At 67.8% G+C, this 21,644-nt stretch carries 17 protein-coding genes; 5 read left to right on the top strand and 12 right to left on the bottom strand.

All coding sequences use genetic code 11. The features are described from left to right. Positions 1-571 (top strand): NADPH-dependent F420 reductase (locus tag C1I95_RS18375; RefSeq protein WP_111215044.1); only part of this gene is annotated, 571 nt, incomplete at its 5' end. 143 nt (positions 572-714) lie between these two features. On the opposite strand, the gene C1I95_RS18370 is transcribed toward C1I95_RS18375, so the two are convergent. Continuing rightward, positions 715-1,287: a GNAT family N-acetyltransferase gene (locus C1I95_RS18370; protein ID WP_111215043.1), complete on the bottom strand. Its 573-nt coding sequence runs from the start codon at positions 1,285-1,287 to the stop codon at positions 715-717. Positions 1,288-2,093: 806 nt separating this feature from the next. Here C1I95_RS18370 and C1I95_RS18365 point away from each other — a divergent pair. Then, on the top strand, positions 2,094-4,019 hold the full coding sequence (locus tag C1I95_RS18365; protein ID WP_158566422.1) for a UvrD-helicase domain-containing protein: 1,926 nt from the start codon (positions 2,094-2,096) through the stop codon (positions 4,017-4,019). 3 nt (positions 4,020-4,022) lie between these two features. Here the strand turns inward: C1I95_RS18365 and C1I95_RS18360 are convergent, their stop codons facing one another. Genes C1I95_RS18360 through C1I95_RS18350 form a run of 3 tightly spaced genes read right to left on the bottom strand, consistent with a single transcriptional unit; the run spans position 4,023 to position 9,062 of the window. Further along, positions 4,023-5,750: an AIPR family protein gene (locus C1I95_RS18360; RefSeq protein WP_158566421.1), complete on the bottom strand. Its 1,728-nt coding sequence runs from the start codon at positions 5,748-5,750 to the stop codon at positions 4,023-4,025. 40 nt (positions 5,751-5,790) lie between these two features. After that, positions 5,791-6,984: an McrC family protein gene (locus tag C1I95_RS18355; RefSeq protein WP_111215040.1), complete on the bottom strand. Its 1,194-nt coding sequence runs from the start codon at positions 6,982-6,984 to the stop codon at positions 5,791-5,793. Continuing rightward, positions 6,981-9,062, bottom strand: coding sequence for an AAA family ATPase (locus C1I95_RS18350; RefSeq protein ID WP_111215039.1), 2,082 nt, complete (start codon positions 9,060-9,062; stop codon positions 6,981-6,983). Before C1I95_RS18350 ends, C1I95_RS18355 begins: the two co-directional genes overlap by 4 nt. 57 nt (positions 9,063-9,119) lie before the next feature. Here C1I95_RS18350 and C1I95_RS18345 point away from each other — a divergent pair, with 57 nt between their 5' ends. The 3 genes from C1I95_RS18345 to C1I95_RS18335 all read left to right on the top strand — a co-directional run bounded on the left by C1I95_RS18345 (position 9,120) and on the right by C1I95_RS18335 (position 12,549). Continuing rightward, positions 9,120-9,800, top strand: coding sequence for a DUF429 domain-containing protein (locus tag C1I95_RS18345; protein ID WP_111215038.1), 681 nt, complete (start codon positions 9,120-9,122; stop codon positions 9,798-9,800). Between the two features lie 134 nt (positions 9,801-9,934). After that, positions 9,935-11,620 (top strand): anti-phage phosphoesterase, encoded by a 1,686-nt coding sequence (locus C1I95_RS18340; protein WP_111215037.1) that lies wholly within the window; start codon positions 9,935-9,937, stop codon positions 11,618-11,620. After that, positions 11,602-12,549, top strand: a complete 948-nt coding sequence (locus C1I95_RS18335; RefSeq protein ID WP_233513735.1) for an HAD family hydrolase — start codon at positions 11,602-11,604, stop codon at positions 12,547-12,549. The genes C1I95_RS18340 and C1I95_RS18335 overlap by 19 nt, the downstream gene beginning before the upstream one ends. Here C1I95_RS18335 and C1I95_RS18330 read toward each other — a convergent pair. The 8 genes from C1I95_RS18330 to C1I95_RS18295 form a co-directional block, all read right to left on the bottom strand. After that, on the bottom strand, positions 12,504-13,118 hold the full coding sequence (locus C1I95_RS18330; protein WP_111215046.1) for an SLATT domain-containing protein: 615 nt from the start codon (positions 13,116-13,118) through the stop codon (positions 12,504-12,506). The genes C1I95_RS18335 and C1I95_RS18330 overlap by 46 nt on opposite strands. Positions 13,119-13,168: 50 nt before the next feature. Beyond that, the gene (locus C1I95_RS18325) at positions 13,169-17,167 is read right to left on the bottom strand and encodes an Eco57I restriction-modification methylase domain-containing protein (protein WP_111215035.1); all 3,999 of its coding nucleotides are present in this window, start codon (positions 17,165-17,167) and stop codon (positions 13,169-13,171) included. Between the two features lie 310 nt (positions 17,168-17,477). Further along, positions 17,478-17,966, bottom strand: a complete 489-nt coding sequence (locus C1I95_RS18320; RefSeq protein WP_111215034.1) for an NUDIX domain-containing protein — start codon at positions 17,964-17,966, stop codon at positions 17,478-17,480. Beyond that, positions 17,963-19,123, bottom strand: coding sequence for a hypothetical protein (locus C1I95_RS18315; protein WP_111215033.1), 1,161 nt, complete (start codon positions 19,121-19,123; stop codon positions 17,963-17,965). Before C1I95_RS18315 ends, C1I95_RS18320 begins: the two co-directional genes overlap by 4 nt. Further along, positions 19,120-19,860, bottom strand: coding sequence for a hypothetical protein (locus C1I95_RS18310; RefSeq protein WP_146605757.1), 741 nt, complete (start codon positions 19,858-19,860; stop codon positions 19,120-19,122). Before C1I95_RS18310 ends, C1I95_RS18315 begins: the two co-directional genes overlap by 4 nt. A gap of 106 nt (positions 19,861-19,966) precedes the next feature. Next, positions 19,967-20,224, bottom strand: coding sequence for a DivIVA domain-containing protein (locus tag C1I95_RS18305; RefSeq protein WP_111215031.1), 258 nt, complete (start codon positions 20,222-20,224; stop codon positions 19,967-19,969). 12 nt (positions 20,225-20,236) lie between these two features. Continuing rightward, positions 20,237-21,298 carry an oxidoreductase gene (locus C1I95_RS18300; protein WP_233513734.1) on the bottom strand — a complete coding sequence of 354 codons (1,062 nt, stop codon included), beginning with the start codon at positions 21,296-21,298 and terminating at the stop codon, positions 20,237-20,239. After that, positions 21,295-21,644, bottom strand: a 350-nt coding sequence (locus tag C1I95_RS18295; RefSeq protein WP_438941321.1) for a globin family protein, incomplete at its 5' end; no start/stop codon positions are given. The genes C1I95_RS18300 and C1I95_RS18295, both read right to left, overlap by 4 nt.

The following is a 21,644-nucleotide window of genomic DNA, read 5'->3' as shown; positions in this document are numbered from 1 at the left end:
GGCGGAGACCCTGGGCGGGCTGGTCGACGAGTTGGGGCCACGGGCCCGTGCCGGGACGGTGGACGAGGCGGCCCGGGGCGGCGACCTGGTGGTGGTCACCATCCCGCTCCGCGCGTACCGGGCCGTGTCGGCGCAGCCATTGGCCGGCAAGGTCGTCATCGACACCAACAACTACTACCCGGAGCGCGACGGCCGGTTCCCCGAGCTGGACTCGGGCAGCGCCACCAGCAGTGAACTGCTGCAACGCCATCTGCCCGAGGCCCGGGTGGTGAAGGCGTTCAACAACATCTTCTTCCGGCACCTGCTCGCCCTGGCCCGGCCCACCGGCGCTGCCGACCGCAGCGCGCTGCCGATCGCCGGCGACTACACGGACGCCAAGGCCACCGTCGCCGATTTCCTCGACCGGATCGGCTACGACACCGTGGACGCCGGGACGCTCGCCGACAGCTGGCGCTTCCAGCCGGACACCCCGGCGTACGGCCTCATCTACTCCGCCGACCCGACGAACTGGGAACAGGAGTCCCCCGCCGACGCCGACCGGCTCCGGGCCGCCCTCGCCGCGGCCAGCTAGCCACTTTCCTGCCGGACCTGCTGATCCGGGAACCATCCGGCTCAGCCGTCCGGGCTGCTGCCGCGAGCTGCGGAGTTACCAACCCGCCAGGCCGGCAGACCCCGCCCCGCCCGTCGCCGCCCGGTCGGATCGGCCGCTACCGGTCAGCCCTCGCCGACCGTGGCGCCACTACGCCGGGCACGCCACTCGGGGGCCAGCACCGACCAGACCTCCAGGTCGATCCGGCCGTCCGGGCCGGGAAGCACCTCACGCAGTACGCCGTCGCGGCGCATGCCGAGCCGGCGGGCCACCGCGATGCTGCGTACGTTGCCGGCGTTGGTCCGCCACTCGACCCGGTGCAGACCGCGCTCGACCAGCGCCCAGTCGATGATCCGGCTGACCGCGCGGGTCACCAGTCCCTGCCCTTCGGCGGCCGGCTCCAGCCAGCAGCCCGCCTCGCAGACGCCGGTCGCGGCGTTCAGCGACACGAGCAGCACCCCGCCGACCAGCCGGCCGTCGCACCAGATGCCCCAGATGCCGCCGTCGTCGCGGGCCCACCGGTCGGCGTACCGCTGGAGCACGTGCCGCGCCCGGTCGAGGTCGGTGGCCACGAAGGACGGCGACACCCAGGGCGAGATGTGCTCCCGGGCCCGGTCCAGGTTGGCCAGGAACTCCTCCGCGTGCCAGGGATTCAGGGGCCGCAGTTCGGTGTCATCGCTCAGCGGTGTGGCGAACATCAGAGCTCCCGACTCGCCGCACCGCGGCCATCGACGTGGGACCGAAGCCAAGCTCCCAGTAGAGCCGCTCCCCCTACGGACCGGCCTTTAGATCGACCGTCCACACTCCTCACGCGGCGAACCAGTCGAGCAGCGCGACCAGGCAAGGCTCGCGAGAACGCCGGATCGGTCGCCAGGTTGAAGACGTACCCGTGACGGCCGCTCGGGTACGCCGGCCCGCCGAGCCACAGGTCGACCGCACCCACCGCGCACGCGACCACCGTCCCGGCCCGGCCCAGCGCGTCCACCGCGAAAGCGGCGAGGTCGGCCCCGGGATCCCGCAACCGTCGCCGAAGTGTAAGGAGAGCAGTGTGCTGCCACTGGCCGGGCTCGGGCGGTGCGCCACCCATCTTGCCCAACATGACCACCCGCAGCCGGACCAGTTCCCAGGCGTCGTCCACAGCCGCCCGCCGCACGTCGCTCACCGGCAAAGCCTAGCCGCGTTCGTACCTCCGCCTCGGCCCGCAAGCGGCTTAGGATCGTTCGCGACAAGCTTCCGCTACATCCCGTGACGAGTCGGACGCGAAAGGGTGGACCGCCGGATGTACGACCATCGCTTCACTCCGATCTTCAACGACTGCGTTCAGCGCTACCTCTCCCGGCCGGAGGTGCTGGCCGCGCTCTCTCACACGCTGACCGAGCTCGCGGTGCAGCCCTTCGGCAACCCTCGGCTACAGACCCACGCGGTGAAGAGGGCACAGCCTGACACCTTCACCTCGTATGTCACCAACCAGGGTCACCGGTTGATCTGGCGGCGGGTGGGCAAGGTGGCCGTGCTGCTGCTCTTCGGCGAGCACGACGCGGTCTACCGGCGGGCCGAGCGGCTGCGGCTGGAGGTTGACGATACGCAGAATGTGCTGCGAGTGATCGACGAGGATCCGGAGACCGGACGCGGTCTGCCGTACACAAAGCGTCGGGCCGAGGAGGGTCGCCTCTTCATGGCGTGGAACGACGGTGAGCTTGCCGCCTTCGGCTTCGATCCCCAGGAAGTGCGGGTGCTCCGCCGGCTCAACACCGATTCCGATCTGACGTCGCTGGACACGCACATGCGCCCGGAGGCGTGGCAGAGTGCGATGAACCTGGCGATGTACGGCGATCCGGCGGGTGAGCCCACCGCGCCAATCGAGGAGGAGCCGGCACTCGTGACCGAACCGGCGGCTCCGGTCGACGAACGACTCGCCGAGGCGCTGAGTGCCACGCGCACGAGTCCCGAGTTCGTGCCGGTACCCGCCGACCGGCTCGCCGACTGGCTGGCGAAGCCGATCGAGGACTGGATGGTTTACCTCGATCCGGCCCAACAGGATCTGGTCGACCAGGCGTACAGCGGACCGGCGCGCATCCGGGGCGGCGCGGGAACGGGTAAGACGGTAATCGCTCTTCATCGGGCCCGAGCCTTGGCCCGGCTGGGCCGGAAGGTCCTACTCACCACCTATGTACGCAACCTTCCCGAGGTCTACCAACAGATCTTCGCGCGGTTCGCTCCGGCCGAACGCGAGCTGGTGGAGTTTGCCAACGTGCATCGCTGGGCGTTGCAGTACCTGCATCGACATGGCTCGGCTATCCGGGTCGACCCACGCGAGGCGGAGAAGGCATGGCGGACAGCGTGCGGCCGGGTGGTCACGCCCACGAGCCCATTGAAGAAGGCAGGGCTCACCTCCACATACCTCTGGGAAGAGGTGGACTGGGTCATTCGCGGCCGAGCTCTACCGGATCTGGACTCGTATCTCGCCCTGGCCCGCAACGGACGCGGCACCCGGCTCTCCAGGGAACTCCGCTCTGACGTATGGCGGCTGGCCACGGAGTACGCGACGGAGCTGATGAACCGAGGAATCGGTGACTTCACCGACGTGCTGCTGCGGGCCAATGACATTGCTCTGGACAGCCCGCGAGAGTACGACGCGGTCATCGTCGACGAAGCCCAGGATCTGACCGACGCCGGCCTACGCCTCCTGTACGCGTTGGTCGGTGATCAAGCCAACGGCCTCCTGCTCGTGGGGGACGGACAGCAGTCGATCTATCCCGGAGGCTTCAATCTGGCCTCGATCGGCGTACAGGTACGTGGCCGTTCCCATGTGCTGACCCACAACTACCGCAACACGCGACAGGTGTACGCGGTCGCCCAGGCGCTCGTGGACGGCCATGCGTTCGACGACGGGGAAGACCGGCCGGAGCCGGGCCTGCGTTCGATCGAGGTCTCCCGTACGGGTGCTGTCCCGGTAGTCTTCGCCGGTAGGGACGAGGAGGGTCACGATCTTGCGCTCGCGGCGGCGATCGAGTCTGCGATCAAGGAGGGCACGGGAATCGGGGATCTCGCCGTCCTCGTGCCTACGCACCGATTCGCCCGTCACTACACAGATCTGATCGACTCGATGGGGCTGCCGACGCAGCGGCTGGAGGACTACGACGGCAACCCGAGCACGCTGGTCAAGGTCGGCACCTACCAGCGGGCGAAAGGACTTGAGTTCAAGCGGGTATTCCTTCCCCGGCTCGACGCGGACGCGCTCTCGGAGCACAGGGCACGCGGCGAGGATGTTGACGCCCACACTGAGCGGCTCGCCCTGGTGCGGCGTCAGCTGTTCGTGGCCATGACGCGGGCCCGCGACGGCCTCTGGCTGGGCTGGATCGACGAGCCCAGCTCACTGCTGCCGAACTCGGTGACGGCTCGGGCCACAACGCCTGCCACGCTGGGCTGAGCCCTACGTGGACAGGCTCAGAGCGCCACGACGCACCCGCTCGGCGAAGCGTTCAGTACGGACCAGGTCACTGAGCAGCACACCGGGGCGGTCTCTTTCTTCCTCGGCCTGGGCGGCGACCACGACCGACAGCAACTCGCCGAAGTGGTGCTCCGATTGCAGGGGGTGCCACACCACATTGAGGATCTTCTCGCAGGCGACCTTCGCACCAGCGCCGTTGGGTGGTGGGCCGTCACCGAGCAGGCGGACCTTGAGTGCGGCCAGCAGATGATTACGGGCGGCTCGGTAGCCCCAGAACTGTCGTTTGTTCCGGAAGAGCCACTCCAGTCGGTAGAAGGCCGCTGCAGTGGTGTAGTAGATGAGGGGATTGTGTTCTGGCTGGAAGAGGCGCTGCCCGTGACGGCTCTTCAGTCGGCCGTAGCGTCCGGTCGCGGCCGGCTCGTCGAGGAACATCGCGGCATAGGCCTTGGTCAACTGGGGCCGCGTGATGATCCGCGTCCGTTCGACGTTCGCCTGGCCGCTGTACTGTCGTGATCGACGTTCGTAATACAGCCGACGGGATTCCGACTGGGCCACGAAGTAGTCTTCCAGCTTCTTGTGAAACGTCTCCCGGGCCGCCAGGTCGTCCTCGGTCACGGCCGTCTGTCGGTTGGTGGCTGCGATGATTCCGCCGATCACGTCCTCGTCGTTGGATTGAATGAGCCGAACATTGACATGCACGCCATCGGTCAGCTCGTCCTGCTGGTCAAATAGGACATGGCAGGTCTGGCAGCCGTTGACGATCTGAAAGTCACGGATGTGTACATCGTCGCCGGCGGTAGTCAGTTCCCGGGCGACGATGGTGATCCCGTTGTTGAGCACGGCGAAACGGTCCCGCCGGTCGGGATCCTGGAGCGTGCCGCGGATTTCGGCGTTGACCGGGTTGTAGTCCTGGAAGTCGCGCACGTTCTCGTAGAACAGTGCCTTACGGATCCCCCCGGTGGGGTCGGTCAGCACTCGGTCGACGAGTTTACGGGCTGGGATCACACCGAGAAACGCCTGCTCCACCCCGGGAATCCTGGGCAGCGGCAGCTTCTTGGGCATGGTGAAACTCGCACTCACGGCCTCTGCGGCGGTACGGTACAGCTCGCGCAACTCGGCAGCGCCGACAGCGACCACCTCGACCTCGCCGAACAGCCCGGTGTCGCGCAGTCGATTCCCCGCGGCGAGGCGCTTCTTCTCTAGTAGCCCATCGCCGGTCCGGCCCGTCGAGACGTAGTGCACGGCGAGTCTCGGCAGCCCTTTCTTGAACTTGCTGACGTCCTGGTAGACGGCGTCGACACAGGCGCGCAGGTCGGCGACATCCTCGGATCGCTTGTACGTCATAGGCTGCCGCCCGAAGAGTTGCACCAGGTTGTCGGCGAGGTCTGTGAACACCCTCGTTTCGAACTTCTCACTTCGTTTGGCCTGCACGATCACGAATCGCACATCAAGTTGCCGGGCCTTCTCCACCGCTTCCCGGACGTCGTCCGCTTCGCGAAGCAGGTCACCGTTGACAACCACGGCGGCAATGTCGATGCCGAGATCGTCGCCACCGCCCATCCGGAACTGGTCGGGGTTGAACTCGTCCTCGTGGTAGCTGCTCAGTACGCAGTAACCGGCAAACGCCTCGAACGCCTCCGCCTCGGAGAGCTCGGTCAGCTCCTGCTCTTCCTGGAACTGTCTGGTCCAGCCCTCAAGGATGAAGTCCATACCGACCTTTCCGACGCCCTGGCCGCTGCGCGAGCCAACTTTAGCGAAACGCGACGGTCGGCACATGCCCCGAACGGGTTATTTCGCCGGCCAGAGCGTGTATACGTGCCAGCAGCTCCACCGGCTCGCAATCGAGGTCGAGGAAATGGCACCGAATCTCGATGCCTGCGTTGTGGACCACATGCCGCAGCGGCGGGTGCGCGCCACCCGCATACACCAGATGTCCGGACGACAGGCCGTAAGCGATGCAGTAGGCAAGCATCTGGTACGCGTCACCGTGCGTGCTGTCCACCTTGTACTTCGCATCGACCACTGCCCCAATTACGCCCGTTCCGTCCCGCCACAGGATGTCGGGGCGTAGTTCGAGACGGTGCTGCTGATCGAGATGGTGGCGGGCCTGACGCAGGACCCTCCCGCCGTAGGCGGACTCGACGGCGGCCCGTAGCGCCACCGAGAGAAAGTCCTCGTAGACCCGCCACATGTCGAGCAGGAAGCCGTTGCCCAGTACGGGGCCCCGGTTCCCGTCGACGGAGGAGCTTGCGAGCACCAGTTCGGCGAGCCGAAGCGCGACGAGGAGTCGTTCGTTGAGCCGGGTCAACCGCCAGGCCGGCACGGGCTCGCCCGGTCGTAGGCGAGTCACGCCTGCGAAACGCCCGGCAAGGTGGCGGAGTCCGCGCCGGGACGGGTCATCAATGCCCGGTACGCGCAGCATCCGGTCGACTGCGGTGGCGAGAATGCGGTTCTCCGTGATGTCGATGGTGTAATCGTCGTGCCGCACCTCCAGTGGCAGCGGCCGACCGGCACGGCGGGTGAGTTGTGCGGTCTCGCGGAGCCGGCCACGCAGCACTGGCGAGGTCTCGTCGATCGTCCGGTAACCCTGGAGCAGACCGGGGCGTAGTGCGCGATCGGTCTGCCGCCACAGCGCCGCCGCGAGTGCGGGCACCAGTTCGGTGTGTTCGGTGAGCGACACAATCTCGTCGCGCCATCCGGCCGGATCACGGGCGTATCCCATCAGGAACAGCAGGCGCGCGATCGGTACCTTCGGCTCGATGTGCACCTCGACGCGACCGATCCGGAGCGCGCCGACCTTCCGTCCGGCCCGGACGTGCCATACCCCATCGGCGGGGTCGGGCCGGACGTCGACGGTCTCCGACACCGCGAGCCGGCGAGCGTCGTCGGTGCTGAGGGATACCTGCACGGTCGGCCCGGCTTCGCGTACCCGGATCAGGGTCATGGTGCTTCGGGCAGTGACTGGCGCAGCGCGTCGAGGCCGTAGCGTTGCGCGACGTCAACGTCATCGGCGTAGTGGTGTTCGACGAGCAGCGGCAGGATGTCGTGCCGCCACACCCGGTCGAGGCCGTCCGGCTTCGCGTGGACCGATTCGCGCATGAGATACGACGGGCCGATCGCATAGTCGGCGTCGGCGAGCCGGGCGTTGAGCGCGTCGAGTAGCACGGGGGCGTCCGAGACGAGACCCTCCCGGTCGAGCCAGCGCCTCAGCAGGCCGCCAACGGGCGGCTTGGCCGGATGCAACTCGACAAACGCGAACCGACGCCGCATCGCTGCGTCGACCAGAGCGATGGAGCGGTCTGCGGTGTTCATGGTGCCGATCAGGTAGAGGTTCGGCGGCAGGGTGAAGTCCTCTGCCGAGTATTGCAGCCGGATGCGCTGGTCGCGGTATTCGAGCAGGAAGTACAACTCCCCGAAGATCTTCGCCAGGTTGCCCCGGTTGATCTCGTCGACGATCAGGATGTACGCGGTGGAGGGGTGTTCACGGGCGTCGTCGGCGAGTTGCCGCAGCGGGCCGGAGGTGAGCTTGAACCGCAGCGTCCCGTCATCGCCGCTCTCCGGCCGGAAGCCTTCGAAGAAGTCCTCGTACGTGTAGGACGGGTGGAACTGGATCAGCTTCACCGCGTGCGGTTCGGTGAGTCGGGCCGCCAGCTTCTGCGCCAGGTAGGTCTTGCCGGTACCCGGCGGGCCATGAAGGATCACCTGCCGCCGCTCCGCAAGCAGTTCCCGCAGTTCGGACAGCCAGCCGAGGTCGGTGAGCAGATCGGCGGCAGCCGCGTCGGTCACCTCCGCCAACTGTGCCTCCGGGGCCGGGGCCGGCACCGCCTGCTCGGGAACCAGGTCGGCGTAGAACCGGTCCAATGCGTCGAGCGCGTCGGTGAGGTCGATCAGGTCGTCCTGGCTCTGGGTCAGCGTCGGCAACGGCCCGGTCAGGTCGGTGAGGTCCCGAGGTGCACCGACGTTGAGCCACCGTGTCGGCCGACGCAGGTTGGACCGCCGGTCCGGCGACTCCACAAAGTACGCAGCCCCGTCGACATGCCCCAGGTAGACCTCACCCCGGTGCATCGTCAACAGATAGTCACCTGGGCGCATCTTGCGCAGGAACGCACCGAAGTAGCCGAGCAGCTTCTCCCTCACGGAGTAGCTCTTGTGCCGGTACTCCTCCTCAACGATCTGCTGGAGGCGCTGCTGCTCAATCTCGTCGTCCAGCTCCGGCAGCTGCGACGCGGCCAGCGACACCCAGCCCTGAGCCAGCCACTCCGGCACGAGATCAATGCCGTCGACGTTGGATCCGCGTACCAGCCAGGCCCGCCGGGCCGCCGGCTCGGTCGAGGCCGAGTCGGCCTCCGTCAGCCGCTCCCCCAGCAGCTCGGCGGTGATCCGCTGCTCCCGATTGGCGTACCGATCTTCAAACTCGACGCCCTCTTCCACCAGTTGGCTGCGGAGGTCTCCGCCCCGATGTTTGACGTGCTGATGCATGGCCGACGGGACCTGTCCGTCGGCCTGCAACACGCGGTGTGAATTCTCGACGTAGGTCTCTGCGAGCAGATGAGCGATCTCGTCCGGTGAGCCATCGACGAGGTCGGCAAGGTCGTCGTACGCCGTCCAGGAGCCGGCCGGGACGAAGGCGAGCGCCGCCGCGATGGTGTGCAGCTTGCTCTCGTACTTCTTGCGGGCCTGCTTGCGGTTACGGAAGATCTCGCGGTACCGGCGGCCGATCTCGGCATGCAATGCGTCCGGGTCGGGATAGGTCTCCAGCGCCTGTCGGCCGGCGTCGGTGATCCACCACAGTCCGTCACGCTTCACCATCCAGCCGGCCGTCGCCGCGTCGCCGGTGTGGAACCGCGCTGCCACGTTCCAGGCGGCGGCGCCGCTCTTGTAGGGTTTGCGCTCCGCCTCGGTCAGGTCAACACGTTTGGCGACTTCGGCGAGCACATCCCGGCCGTGCATCCGCTCGCCGGCGTCGCGCAGCACCTCCAGACAGCTACGCACCAACAGCCCGTACCGGACCCCCTCGGACATGATGCTGACCTTTCGTACGTATCGATCGGCGATCAGGACAGCCTACGGTCGGTCAGCATGACAGAGCTACGGGTGCTCGGCGTGGACGCCTGCAAGAACGGCTGGGTGGCGATCGAACTGCACGCAGGCGTGTTCGCGACCGCGCATCTCGCCGCCGATCTGACGACGTTGCTGGTCAACCACGACGACATTGATGCAATCGGCCTCGACATGCCACTGGGGCTGACCGAAACCGGGTGGCGGCAGGCCGATATAGCTGCGGCTGCCGCCCTCGGCAGCGCACGAAGCACCGTATTCCGGGTGCCACCGCGATCCGTGTGGCTGGAAGAGGATTACGAGTCCGCAGTCAAGCGCTGCCGGGAGATCACCGGGCAAGGCTTCAGCAAGCAGGCGTGGGCACTGCGCGGCAAACTATTGGAGGCCAATACGTACCGTGACCGCGATCAGCGAATCCACGAGGTGCATCCAGAGGCGTCGTTTCGGATGATCGCCCAAGGCCGCCCCCTGGCAACGAAGAAGACGTGGCAGGGACAGATGCAGCGGCGAGACCTGCTCCTGGAGGTGGGTATCGCGGTGCCGGCGGACCTTGGTGCCGCCGGGCGAGCGGGCCCGGACGACGTGCTGGACGCTGCCGTGGCCGCCTGGAGTGCTCAGCGGATCGCGACGGGTCGCGCTGTCAGCTACCCGGATCCTCCGGAGGAATCTGCGGCTGGAGTCGCCATCGCCATCCGGTGTTGACGCGCCGTCGACTTCGGACCGCCGGCGCAGACAAGGGATGTCGCTTGAGGTCGCGCTCCGGTATACAGAGGTTCTTCCCGGAGCGGCGCTCACGTTGCCCGGGGCGCCCCGCCCCCCGTTGGAGGCTCGCTGGCATGAGCGACGGACCGTCCCCGACCAATACTCTGGCTCTGCGGTTTCTGTTCCGCTATCGGGATCTGGTCGCCGACACTCTGCCCGAACACCGCGCTGTGTTACGCGAGCGAGGGTGGTGCTGGTGGGGATGGTGGAAGAGACCCAACGAACCCGGCCGGGCCGAGGTGTGGGAGACACTCGACCGCGAGACGGCCGCCGGGCAACGGGTGCGAATCGGGCTGTTCCACTCGGGCACGGGCACGGTGCATCCGGCCGTGGTCGAGCGGGTGATCGTGCCGCACGCCGACGATCTGGGGAGTTTCGTCTCGCTGAGCCCTCCCGAGGCGGAGCGGGACGGAGTTCCCGCCTACTACCGGTCCAGCCGGCACAGCCGGGGTTGGCTGCGGTTGGTGGCCCTCGCCGAGGAGCCGATCGAGTTCTTCGGGCGATTCTCCCTCGCCTCAGCGCCGCCGCTGCCGCACCATCCGGCCAGCCAACTGGAGCGGCTGGTGGGCAAGCGGATCCTCGACGCCGACGAGCTGCGGACCATGGACACCACCATCTGGGAGGTACGGCCCGCGCAACCGTCTGACTCCAGCGAACGGTTCCTGACCGCTTCGCAGCGCCAGGACGGTGCCCTCTCGGCGGAGCCGGTCGCCTGTCCGGGGCCGTGGCTGCTGCACCTCACCGATCCGCACTACGCAACCGGGCAGTTCCGGTCGGAGCATCAGTGGCGGCTGGAAACCGAGGACGGGGCAACCCGACCCACCATGGTCGATGCCATCTCCAACGCCCTGGCTCATCATCAACGCTCCGTCGGAGCAGTTCTCGTCACCGGCGACCTCACCTACGTTGCCGCTCCCGAGGAGTTCAAGGCAGCTCGGGCGGGTCTGTTCAAGCTGACCAACGGCCTGCTCGGGCTCGGCATGGAGCATCTCGTGGTCGTGCCGGGCAATCACGACATCATGTGGACGCGGAGCGACACCTACGAGTACGCGGCACCGGTGGAGGTCGCGCCGGCCGAGGCTACTGCCAACTACCGGTCGTTCTTTCAGGCGCTCTACGGATATCCGGCGTCACCGCACCTGTCGATGGCCCGCCGTTTCGTCTTTCCCGGCGGCAACCTCGTCGACGTGGCAGCGGTCAACTCCAGCTCGCTGGAACAAGGGCGCTCGTTCCTGGCCGGCATGGGTCGGGTGCAGGAGGCCGCCTATCGCGAGGTGACGAGTGCGCTCTCCTGGTCCAGTCCGGGGTCGGCGCTGCGCGTACTCGCGCTGCATCATCATCTCGCGCTGACCGAGGATCTCGAATCGCCCGACGAGTTTGCCAGCGGCTTCGGCATCGCCGTCGATGCCCCCAGGATCCAGCGGATGGCCGCCCGCGACGGCGTCCACCTCGCGGTGCACGGGCACAAGCATCGTGCGTTCGTCTGGCGGACAGGGGCCTACCATCTTCCCGAGTACAACAACGAGCGCTGGGAGTTGGGCAGCTTTAACATCGTCGGTGGCGGCAGCAGCGGCTCGATTTCGTCAGACGGGCGGCGTAACTTCTTCAACCTGATCCGGGTGGCGGGTCCTGTCGTGGAGTTGGAGATGTACCGAAGCCAGCAGCAAGGTTCGTTCGAGCGATTCATGAGCTGGCGGGCACCGCTGGTGAGCGGGGCGGGCGCCCGGCTTGAGATCGCTCCGTGGCAGGTCGGTTCCTGATGGTCACCCGGCGCCCCGTCGTGCACGCGCTCATTCTCGACATGGACAACACGCTCTACGACTGGGTGGCCTACTTCGTCCCCGCGGTCCGCGCGATGGTTACCGTGGCCGCCACAATCCTCGACGTGTCCGAGCAGGAGCTGCGGGGCGATCTCCAGGTCGTGCACCGCGGCTACGGCAACACTGAGCATCCGTTCGCGCTGCTGGAGACCGCAGCCGTCGAGCGTCGCCTGCCCGGGGTGAGCCGACGGGTCCGGCACGAGCACCTGCTACCCGCCTTCACCGCGTTCAACGAGGTCCGGCGTGACCGTTTACGCCTCTATCCAGGTGTGGCGGCCACGTTGGAGGCGGTCCGTGCCGCCGGCTGTCGCGTCGTGGGTCACACCGAGGCCAAGGACGTGAACATCAACAGCCGGGCCAGGGCGCTCGGGCTCGACGCGACGTTGGAGGCAATCTACGCACCTCGTTTCACCGGACTACCGCACCCATTGAGCACCGATCGAGAGCGGAAACAGGACACGCTCAGGGTCCGGGTGCTTCCGCCCACCGCACGCAAACCCAACCCGGAGATCGCTCGCCAGATCTCCGACCAGCTCGGTGTTCCGCCCGCCCGTTGTCTCTACGTGGGCGACAACCTGAGCAAGGACGTGACGATGGCCAAGCGGGCGGGGATGCTCGCCGCCTGGGCCCGCTACGGCACTCACCACGACCCTGGCCTCTGGCGCGATCTTGTCGCCCTGTCCCACTGGGACCCAGCGGCCGTCAATGCGGCCGAGAGCGCGGACGCGGAGTCATCGCAGTACGCGCCGGACGTCACGCTCGACGCCTTCGATGAGCTGCGCGAACACTACACCTTTGCCGCACCTGTCGATTCGAGGGTGGTTCAGCTGGAGCCCGACTGTCTGAGGGCAGGGTCGGCGGAGGGCTGAGCTGACGAGGCCGTCCATTCGCTTCGCCGGTTCAGGTCACCGATGTTTGTGCGAAACTCGCTCAGCCACTCGCCGGTCTCCGCCTCCACCAGCTCGGCGGTCCGCGTCACCAGCACCCGGATCAGTTCCTCACGCTGCAGCGTCGCTGCCCCGACCTGCCCGTACTCGCCGTTTGCCTCGGTGCGCAGATCGATGGTCGCCCAGTCCAGCCGAAACTCGGTGAGCGCTCGTTGCAGCGCCTGCGCGGTGGCGATGTCGCGCATCCAGGCCGACGACAACCCGAAGAAGTGGTCGAAGGCCAGGCACCCACCGGCCATGGCCAGCAACACATAGCCCCAGCTCGCACCGATACCGGCGCTGGCCGCGCTGAGCAGTGGCACCACTCCCCCGGCGACCCCCAGCAGGATCGCGCACCCGCGGAGCAGCCGGGAGATACTGCGGCGCACCGCCTTGTCGCGCAGGTACCACGCGATCGTGTCCTCAGCCTGGCCCTCCGCCCATTCGCGCAGGCTGTTCAGGATGGCCGAGGGCTGTTGCCCGGTCAGGTCAGGAAAGGGACGGCTGGTCATGTCCCGCCGCGGTATCCGCCGGCCTGCTTCGTCGAAGGTGCCGTCGCCTGTCACCACGCTTCGTCCGATCGCACCCCGTGGCGTGGCCCGTGGCCGGGTTGCGGGCTGAGAACCGGAAGACACGATCGCCCCATGAGCACAGCCTCGGTCATGGCGTCGTAGCGTTCAAGGATCAGTCGCTTCATCCGGTACTCGCCGTACGTGCGCTCCTCGCGCTGCCGGAGGACAGTGAAGCTGTCAAGGATGTGGTCGACCTCGTCGCGGGTGGTGCCGTAGAGCTGGAAGTAGGCGGCGTCCAGCTCTACACGGATCAGCTCCCGCCGCCGGGGGTCCCACACGAACGGCGGCCCCTGGTCGCCCAGATCCCGGGCGTACGGCGTGAGGTCGTGGGCGGTGTAGCTCAACTCCAGCACCCGGGCGGTGACCCATGCCGCCAGGTCCGGAGCTCCCGGATCCCACGGCACCGGCCGCCGGTAACGCTCCGGCGGCAACACCGGCAACTGCTTGAGTACGTGGTACTTCAGGTGGGTGCCAGAGACCTTCTGCCGTGCCACAAAATCGAGAACAAAGGTCGCCAGATTCGCGTGGACCCCTGCGGACTTCACGGCCGGCATGGCCAACAACAGCGTGTCGCCAGTTGCCGACCGGGGAACAGCCGCCGAGATGAGTGTTCGCTCGTCGGTGCTGCGGCAGATGTCGCGCCAGCCGAGCTGCCAGCCAGGTGACCAGCGCTGGCCCAGCCGTGCCTGCACTTCCTGCTCGGCAACCCAGTAGCGAGGCATGACCAGCCGGCCGGGGTGCCGGTGGGCGTCCTCGTCGAGCCTCGGCAGAGTGCCCACGTTGAGCTGCGCCTGGGTCGCCCCCTCGTATGTGCCGAGCCGGTGATCGAAGTGGTGGATCATCTTCGCCTCGTAGAGCGGCAGCATCCGCTCCGCACCCCGCACGAACACATTGCCGTCGAGGTGCCAGCCAGCCTCGAACAACTCTTCAGCAACGCGAAACGATGCGGAGTCGGTAGCCATGTCGAACATCCGGAGGAATGACAGCTCCCATGGGTTCGCATTTGTTTCCTCGGCCCACAGGACCGGAACGCGCCGGTAGATGCCGAGGGTGATCTCGGCATCTCGGCGGGACAGGAACACCGGACAGGTCCCGGTGTTCGGGTTGAGCAGAGTGATCTCCTCGGGCGTGAGTCGAAACGTACGAGCCGCGACGTCGGGAACGAACCTGGTCCGAAAGGCGAGGGTGGCTTCCGGAACCTCCCGATGCCTGCCCGTCATCGACAAGAGCGCGAAGCGGAACGAGTGGTGGACCGTCTCAAAAATCTTGGCCTCATTCTCGAAGTCGTAGAGGGACAGCAGGCTCTTGCTGGTCACCAGGTCCTTGAAGAACGCCTGGGTGGTGGCGTCGGTGGCGATGCCGGTGGGCAGGATCGCGCCGACCAGGCCGTCCGGCGCGATCAGCAGCCGGCTGGTCTCGGCGAACACCGAGTACGTGTTGATGTCGCCCCGGCCGGTCAGGGGATACCTGCCGCCGACGCGCAGCAGGTGGCTGACGCCGCCGACCTCGCGTTGGGCCAGCTGCCACTGCTGGAACAGTTCACGCTCCGTCGCGTACTCACTGACTTTGAGGGCGGTGATCGCCTGCTTACGGGCAGCGGCGTTCGGTGCCTCCGCGATGCCGGGGTGCCGGGCGGCGAAGAACTCCTGTTCCTGGAGCTTGACCCGTTCCCACGGTGGGTTGGTCAGTACGCAGGAGAAGCCGCCGGTCCAGCCGGTCGCCGGGTCAACGCGACCGCCCTCGCGGTGGAAGATGTGCGGGAACTCGATGTGCCAGTGGAAGAAGCGGTACTGCCGAGCCATGGTCCGGACGATCTCCCGGGCCGCCTCGACGGCGTCGCTCTGCTCGCCATCCGCCAGCCGCTCCAGCATCCCGTGGGTGAGCGCGTACGCACGGGTCTGCTCGGTTTTGGGGCCGACGAAGGCCGCGCACCAGGCGTCGGCGAGCAGCCGGGCCCGCTTGCGGTCCTCGTCCAGCAGCTCGGCTCGCTTGGCCTGGACGTGCACGTCGGCGAGGGATTCGCAGGGTGCCAGGTGGGCGGTGGCCCGTGCCGCCTCGGCGAGATCGATGTGGACGCCGGCCGCGTCACCGAGTGGACGTTGGCCGCGCCGCTCAGCGGCGTTCTGTTTTCGCAGCGCGTTCACGACTTTGCGGTCGTCGCCGTCGAGGGCGGCGAAGGCCGCGTCGGGGAGCCCACCGGCCAGCATGGCGGGGGTAGCGCCAAGCAGCGAGTTGCCGACCCGGATGTTGGCGTCGAGATAGCCGAGGGGCTTGCCCGGCTCGTACGCCTCCAGCCAGAGCGACAGCTTGGCCAGCTCGGCCGACATCTCGTTGATGTCAGCCCCGTAGCAGCACCGACTGACGACCGCCCGCAGCGCCGTGCGGACCTCCTCGGCACGCGGCTCCAACTCGTCGGTACGTTCGGCAGCGAGCCGCTTGGCGATGCGTCGGGCTGCCGCGACGAGGAAGTGGCCGGAGCCGACCGCCGGGTCGCACACGGTGATGGCGAGCAGGGCGGCTTCCCGCTCGGCCGGGGTCGGCTTGGCGCACGCCTCGTCTAGCAGCGGCTCCAGCACCGAGTCGAGAAGACTGTCGATGAGCGACGCGGGTGTGTAGTAGCTGCCACTCTTCTTGCGGTCGTTGCCGCCCAGCCGCTGGAAGTGGAAACGCCGCCGGGTCGCGTCCCAGTAGGGGTGAAGTTCGAGCAGCGCTTCGTAGACGCTGCCCAGCTCCTCTGCGCCAAGGTGCCGGAAATCCACCATGTGTCGCCCGCCGTGGCGCTTGGCAAGCACACTGAGCGCCTCGACGGCCTGAAGCAGCGCGGCGTTGGTCAGTTCCGCGCCGCAGAGCGGCTCGTCGAGGACGGTGTGTTCGAAGATGCCGCCGATGCCGGGCAGGCCGACCGTCGGGGAGCCGGTCTCCGAGCCGAGGATGCGGAAGACCAGTTTGACGCTCTGCCACAGGTCGCCGTGGCGGGAGTGGCGGCGGACGACGGCAAGCTTGCGTAGCCGCCGCGACGACAGGTACTCGTGGTAGCGGCGGTGCGTGGCCTTGTCGGCGTCCGGGGCGAGCAGCAGGTCGCGATCCTCCACGACCAGCCAGAACAGGAGCCGGTAGATCAGCCGGAGCAGCGAGCGCTTGAAGTCGGCCAGCGACAGCTCCCCACCGACCCGCTCGCGGAGATTCTGGTTGGCGGGGTGGTCGAGGAATCCCGTACCCAGGACCTCCAGCGCCGCCTCGACGCCGCCACGCAGCCGGGTGAGTGCCCGCTCCCCCTGCTTGGCCGCGTACGCCCGCCACTGCTCCAGCAGGCAGGACGGCGGCCCGACCTCCTCGTCCTGAGGCTTGAGCCGGGTGGCGTGCGCCATCCGGAACAGCAGCACGAAGTCCGCGAAAAGCTCGCCCTCGAAGATCGACTGAAGGTCGAACTCGACGTACGACGAACCAACCAGACTGGTCGAGTCGCGCAGCAGCCGCAGGCGCTGGCCGTTGGAGAGCACCGCCCAGAGGTGTCGGTCACTCTGGTTGAGTAGCTGCTGGACCATGGCGTGTGGCGCGGCACCCGCCGGCCCGGCGGCACGGCCCACCCGCTTGTCGAGTTCGGCATGCCAGGGCAGCAGATGCAGCGGCACCGCCTGCTGCCAGCGGTGGCTGACCGGGAACGACCGGTCGTCGACGGGGATGCCGCCGGACAACGGCTCGTAGTCGCGGTAGTCCAACTGGCGCAGCAGCGGGCCGAGCCATTCGTCGCGGGTCAGCCGCGCGATGGACCCGACGCCCCGATCCCGCCGCTTGGTGAAGTCGGCGTACGTCTCGCGCAGGTACAGGTATTTGGCGTTGGCCAGGCGGCGCACCGACTCGCTGGCGGCCAGGTCGTAGGAGACCGGGTCGATGCCGGGGACATCCGGGTCCCCCTCGCCGATCCGCTGGAGCACACCGCCGGGCAGCAACCCTCCGGAAACCTGCACTGCTGGGTACAGCACTGCCATGTCCGGCCTCCCCAGGTCGACAGAACCCAGAGCTGACACCAAGTGACACGAAGATCACTCATGGTGTTGCCGGAAGCCTATAGATTGCGATCGAGGCGGAACAACCCCGCCCGATCCGAGAATGCTGCCGGATCAGCCGATAGCGAAGGGACAGTGCTATCGCTCGTTCGCTCCCCTGTCAGTTCTGCCTGCTGCCCGATGATGCTTACGCGTCCAGCAGCCACAGAGGATATTTTCCGACCTCACAAGAAAATCTATACAAGTCGACGTCACCGGTAGCGGATCTCCCTGGTTTCCTGGAGATCTTCCGTCAGTATGTGTCGCCCCAGTAGGTGTCCGTGCCGATGTTCACCACATCCTCCAGCTCGCGGAGACCGGTGGGGAAGATGTTGAGTTGCCGCAGGTCGGCGAGACTGCACCAGCGCATCCCCTGCTGGCCCTCGTCGGAGACGTCGTCTGCGGCCAGGTAGTCGGCGAACAACTCCGACTTGAGTTCAGCGAGAAAGTAGAACTCGACCTTGTGTTGGTCGCGTCCCTTCCCGGCCAGCCCGTGGCGCGCGTGGATGTACTCACGGACGAAGAGAAGGCGCCCTGGCACGACCTCCGCGCCGATCTCCTCCTGGCATTCACGGATCAGGGTTTCGGCCAGCGTCTCGCCGTACTGCTGCCGGCCGCCGGGCAGCGAGTACCAGACCCCGAGCCCCATCTTGCGGTCCACATACCTGAGCAGGAGCACCCTGTCCCCGTCGAGGATGACGGCCTTGGCGGAGTTTTCGAGCCGGCTGTCGGCACTCGTCATGTTGTCCCTTCCAATCCCGCTGCCTCGATCATGTCCTGAAACGTGTGCGGAGGCGGATGGTCGTGCCAGCCGTTCATCGCCAAGCGGTCCAGTAGCGCTCGCTTGAGATCGATGATGGTCGTGAGCGGCTCGCCGAACCGCGGATCCAGGGCTTGCAGATTGAGTGCGAGCTCATGCCACAGCGCGTCCGTCTCCCGGTAGCACTCCCGCATGATGCCACTCGATACCAGCATCTCCAACACAGCACCGTGCGTCTGGACCAGCTCTGGATCTCCGGCCAACGCACGGTTGAGCACGCCAGCATCCCTGCCACGGCTGTCAATGACCTGCTGCGAACGAGTCCAGAGCTTTCTGATCAGACGGCGCAGGTCGACCTTGAGTTCCGGCTCGGCGAGTCCCTTGGCAACCGGGTAGCTCACCAGCCCGGTCACGGTGTCCTCGAACAGATCCGCCAGCTCGTCCACCCGCTGCCTCAACCGGCGCATGTCGCGGAGTATGTCGGCCAACCCGTCCGGCACAGGCTCCTCGATGTAGGCCAGCAGACCGAGGAGTACCGACGAGTAGAAGCCGGAGCCGAGATGTCGAGACCGGACGTCCGTCCGATACCAGCTGAGCAGTCCCTCCCCGCCGTCGAGCAGTGCCGCGTCGAACCTGCCGGCGTAGTTGTCGTGCATGGACTGCACAATCTCCGCCGTCACGCCCGCCATGAACGGGAGCGCACGTACACCCGCCGGGGTGAGCGATGCCTCGCGGACCATCGCCAGCAGGCTCGTGACCGCAAAACACATGGTCGAGTTGACGTCGGCAAGTAGCAGCGCCGGATCTCGGATGCTGTAGGACGCCGACAGGTCGAGGTGGCGGTCCATGTTGTTGAGGATGAGTGTCTGACCCAGTGCGTAGATCTTCAGATATTCCGCCAGGGCCTCTGGATCGGCGCCCATCCGGGCACCGACCGCCGCCGCCGGCAACGTCTGCCGGAACAACAACTCTGGGTCAAGAGCGTCCTGGTGCAGCCGCGACATCCGGGGAAACAGAAAGTCCACCGTGCGTAGTTGGCGAAGTGCCACCAAGATCGGGTCGCCGTACCGGGCGAAGAGTTCCACCGTCGTGCGAAGGTCGTAGTCGACGGGGTCAACACCCGCCGAGAAGCGCCTCACCCAGCCGCTCCCTTGGACCTCTTCCGCTGCGCCTTTCGAAGCACCTCCCATGTGAACTCCATCTGCAGCAGGAAGTAGAACACCGCAATCGCCGCTGACAGCAGCGGAGTCCAGAAGATGTCCGTGCCATACGTGATGAGGCGGTCGGCGCCGACAGCGACGTACCCGGCGTTGAGCGAGCCGATCACCACCGAGGTGAGCGCTGCGGCCTTGAGCTTGCGCCGACTCTCCAGGTACGGGTTGGTCGATCCCCACACCGGCTTCCAGCCCTCGGGAAACTCGGCGGCGAGCGCGTGCAGGTAAAGGCTCCGCAGCCGGTTGACCTGGTGCTTCGCTTCGGTCTGCACTCGATCGGTGACGACGTACGCCCGCAGGACGATCGTATTCAGGACCCCGGCGACCACCGCCGCCGCGTAGATGATCGGCAGCCGCAACACGGTGCCGACCTCCCCCACTGAAGAGATCAACTTCGCAGACACCAGCGCTCCCGCCACCAGAACCGGAAAGGCAAGGATTCGGAGGCTGAGTTTGTAGAGATCGCGTTCGGCGTCCTTGTAGTCGTTGTGCAGGATAAACGCCTGCTCGAAGTCGGTCAGCAGCATCTTGTGGGCGGTCTCTACGTCGATGCCCTCGGGTCGCGTCTGGGGAGGCGGGGTGGCAGGGGCGTCCGTGCTGCTCGGCATCAGCGCCTGTTTGATCACCTGGTGCCATCGGCCGCGACGCTCACGAGTCGGCACAGGTGATCGCCACCTCCCCAGGGCCATGTGCTGCGCATTATCGCGTCAATCATGGCTCCGGAGAAACAACTCCGCAGAGACGACAAATGCTGACAGAGAACGATCGCTACCGATCGAGGCGCGTCGTGGCGTGCTCGGATTGCCAGGTACGGAGGGCGTGTTTGAGGCGGCGGTTCTCCTCCAGCACCTGCTCTCGCTGCCGGGTGCGCTCCCCCACCTCGTACGCGAGGCGGTGCAGTAGGGCGTCCACGTCATCGGGTCGGTAGCCACGCCGGCCGAGTGGTGTGCGGGGCAACTCCACGGCGGCGAGCCGGTCGGGAGTGAGCGGGCCGGTCAGCGCGTTGTGGCTGTGGTAGACGCCCATCAGCGGCCGAAATCATGGGCGAGGTGGAGCCGGTCGACGGGCAGGCCGGCGGCGGGCAGCCGGCGGCCGGCCGAGGCAAGCATGGCCGACGGACCGCACACGTAGACCTCCTGTCCGGGCGTGTAGTGGTACAGGGCGAGCGTGAGGGCGTCTCCCCGCTCCCCCGGGCGGGGCCGACACGTCGTGGGAGAGCGCAGGCACGATGGTCAGCCAGTCGTGGGCACGCTGGAGCCTGTCGAGGCTGATCGCGTCGTAGAGGTCGGTGAAGGTGCGCGCCCCGACGATCAGGGTGACCCGCCGTCTGGCCGGTGCCGCGGCGACCTGCTCGACCAGGGCGCGCAGCGGCGCGAGCCCGGTGCCCCCGGCGGCCAGCAGCAGATCCGCCCCGCAGGTCGGGTCGAGCCGCAGCCCGGCGTCGCCCGGCGGGCCGAGCCAGAGCAGGTCGCCGGGGCGTACCGCATGGACCAGGGCGCGGGATACGGCGGCGACGGCACGGACGTGGAACTCCAGGGTGCCGTCGGGGCGCGGCGCGTTGGCCGGCGAGTACCACCGCCACCGGCCGGGCCAGCGTTCGGTGCTGACCGGCACGGCCTGGCCGGGCTGGAACGGCAGCCGCCGCCAGGGGCGTACGGTCAGGATGGCGACGCCCTCGCCCGCCCGGTGATGCTCGATGACCTCGGCGGGCCACCAGGCCGGGCCGTCGCCGGCCCGCTCGGCTGCGCCGGCCACCGCCGCCGACGCCTGCCCCGCAGCACGGTCCCACATCGCCGCCAGCTCCGGTGTCCACGGCAGGTGCCGGGCTACGGTGGCGGTCAGCGCGGCCTCGATGGTGCGCTGGTGCGGCAGCAGCCGGTGTTGGCGGTACGCCCGGCCGAGCACGGCCAGCAGCGCCGCCCGCCCCGCCGGGTCGTCACCGCCGCTGGCCAGCCGCCCCAGCGCGGCGAGGAACACGCCTGCCATCCGCTCCGGCAGCAGCCCCGGGGAGCGGTCCTCGACCGCGTACCAGAAATGATTGGCGGCCTGGCGGGCGTACCGCATGGTGAGGGTCCACGACGAGGCCAGCGCGGCGGTCACGAGCCGGCCTCGTCGGCGAAGGCCCGCCGCGCCGCCGCCACCGCGCGGGCCGGCACGCCGAGCGCCCCCAGCACCCCGGCCAGGTAGTCGACCACCCGCCGGTGCTGCGCCTCGGTCAGGCCCAGGCCGCGCCACGCCCCGACCGCCGGCCGCGCGATGTCGCCGGCCGGTCCGCCGAGCGCCACCGTGAGGGTCAGCGCCAGGTGCCTGGCGAGCCGGGCCCGATCAACCCCGACGAGGTACGGCGCCAGCTCCGCGTCCGCCGCCACCAGCCCCAACCACCGCGCCACCGCGTCACGCACCAACTCCGGCCCGGCCGCACCTGTCATCGGGTACGCCCCGAGCC

Source organism: Micromonospora craterilacus (genome assembly GCF_003236315.1).
Taxonomy (GTDB): Bacteria; Actinomycetota; Actinomycetes; order Mycobacteriales; family Micromonosporaceae; genus Micromonospora; species Micromonospora craterilacus.
This window is presented reverse-complemented; position numbering and strand designations above follow the sequence as displayed.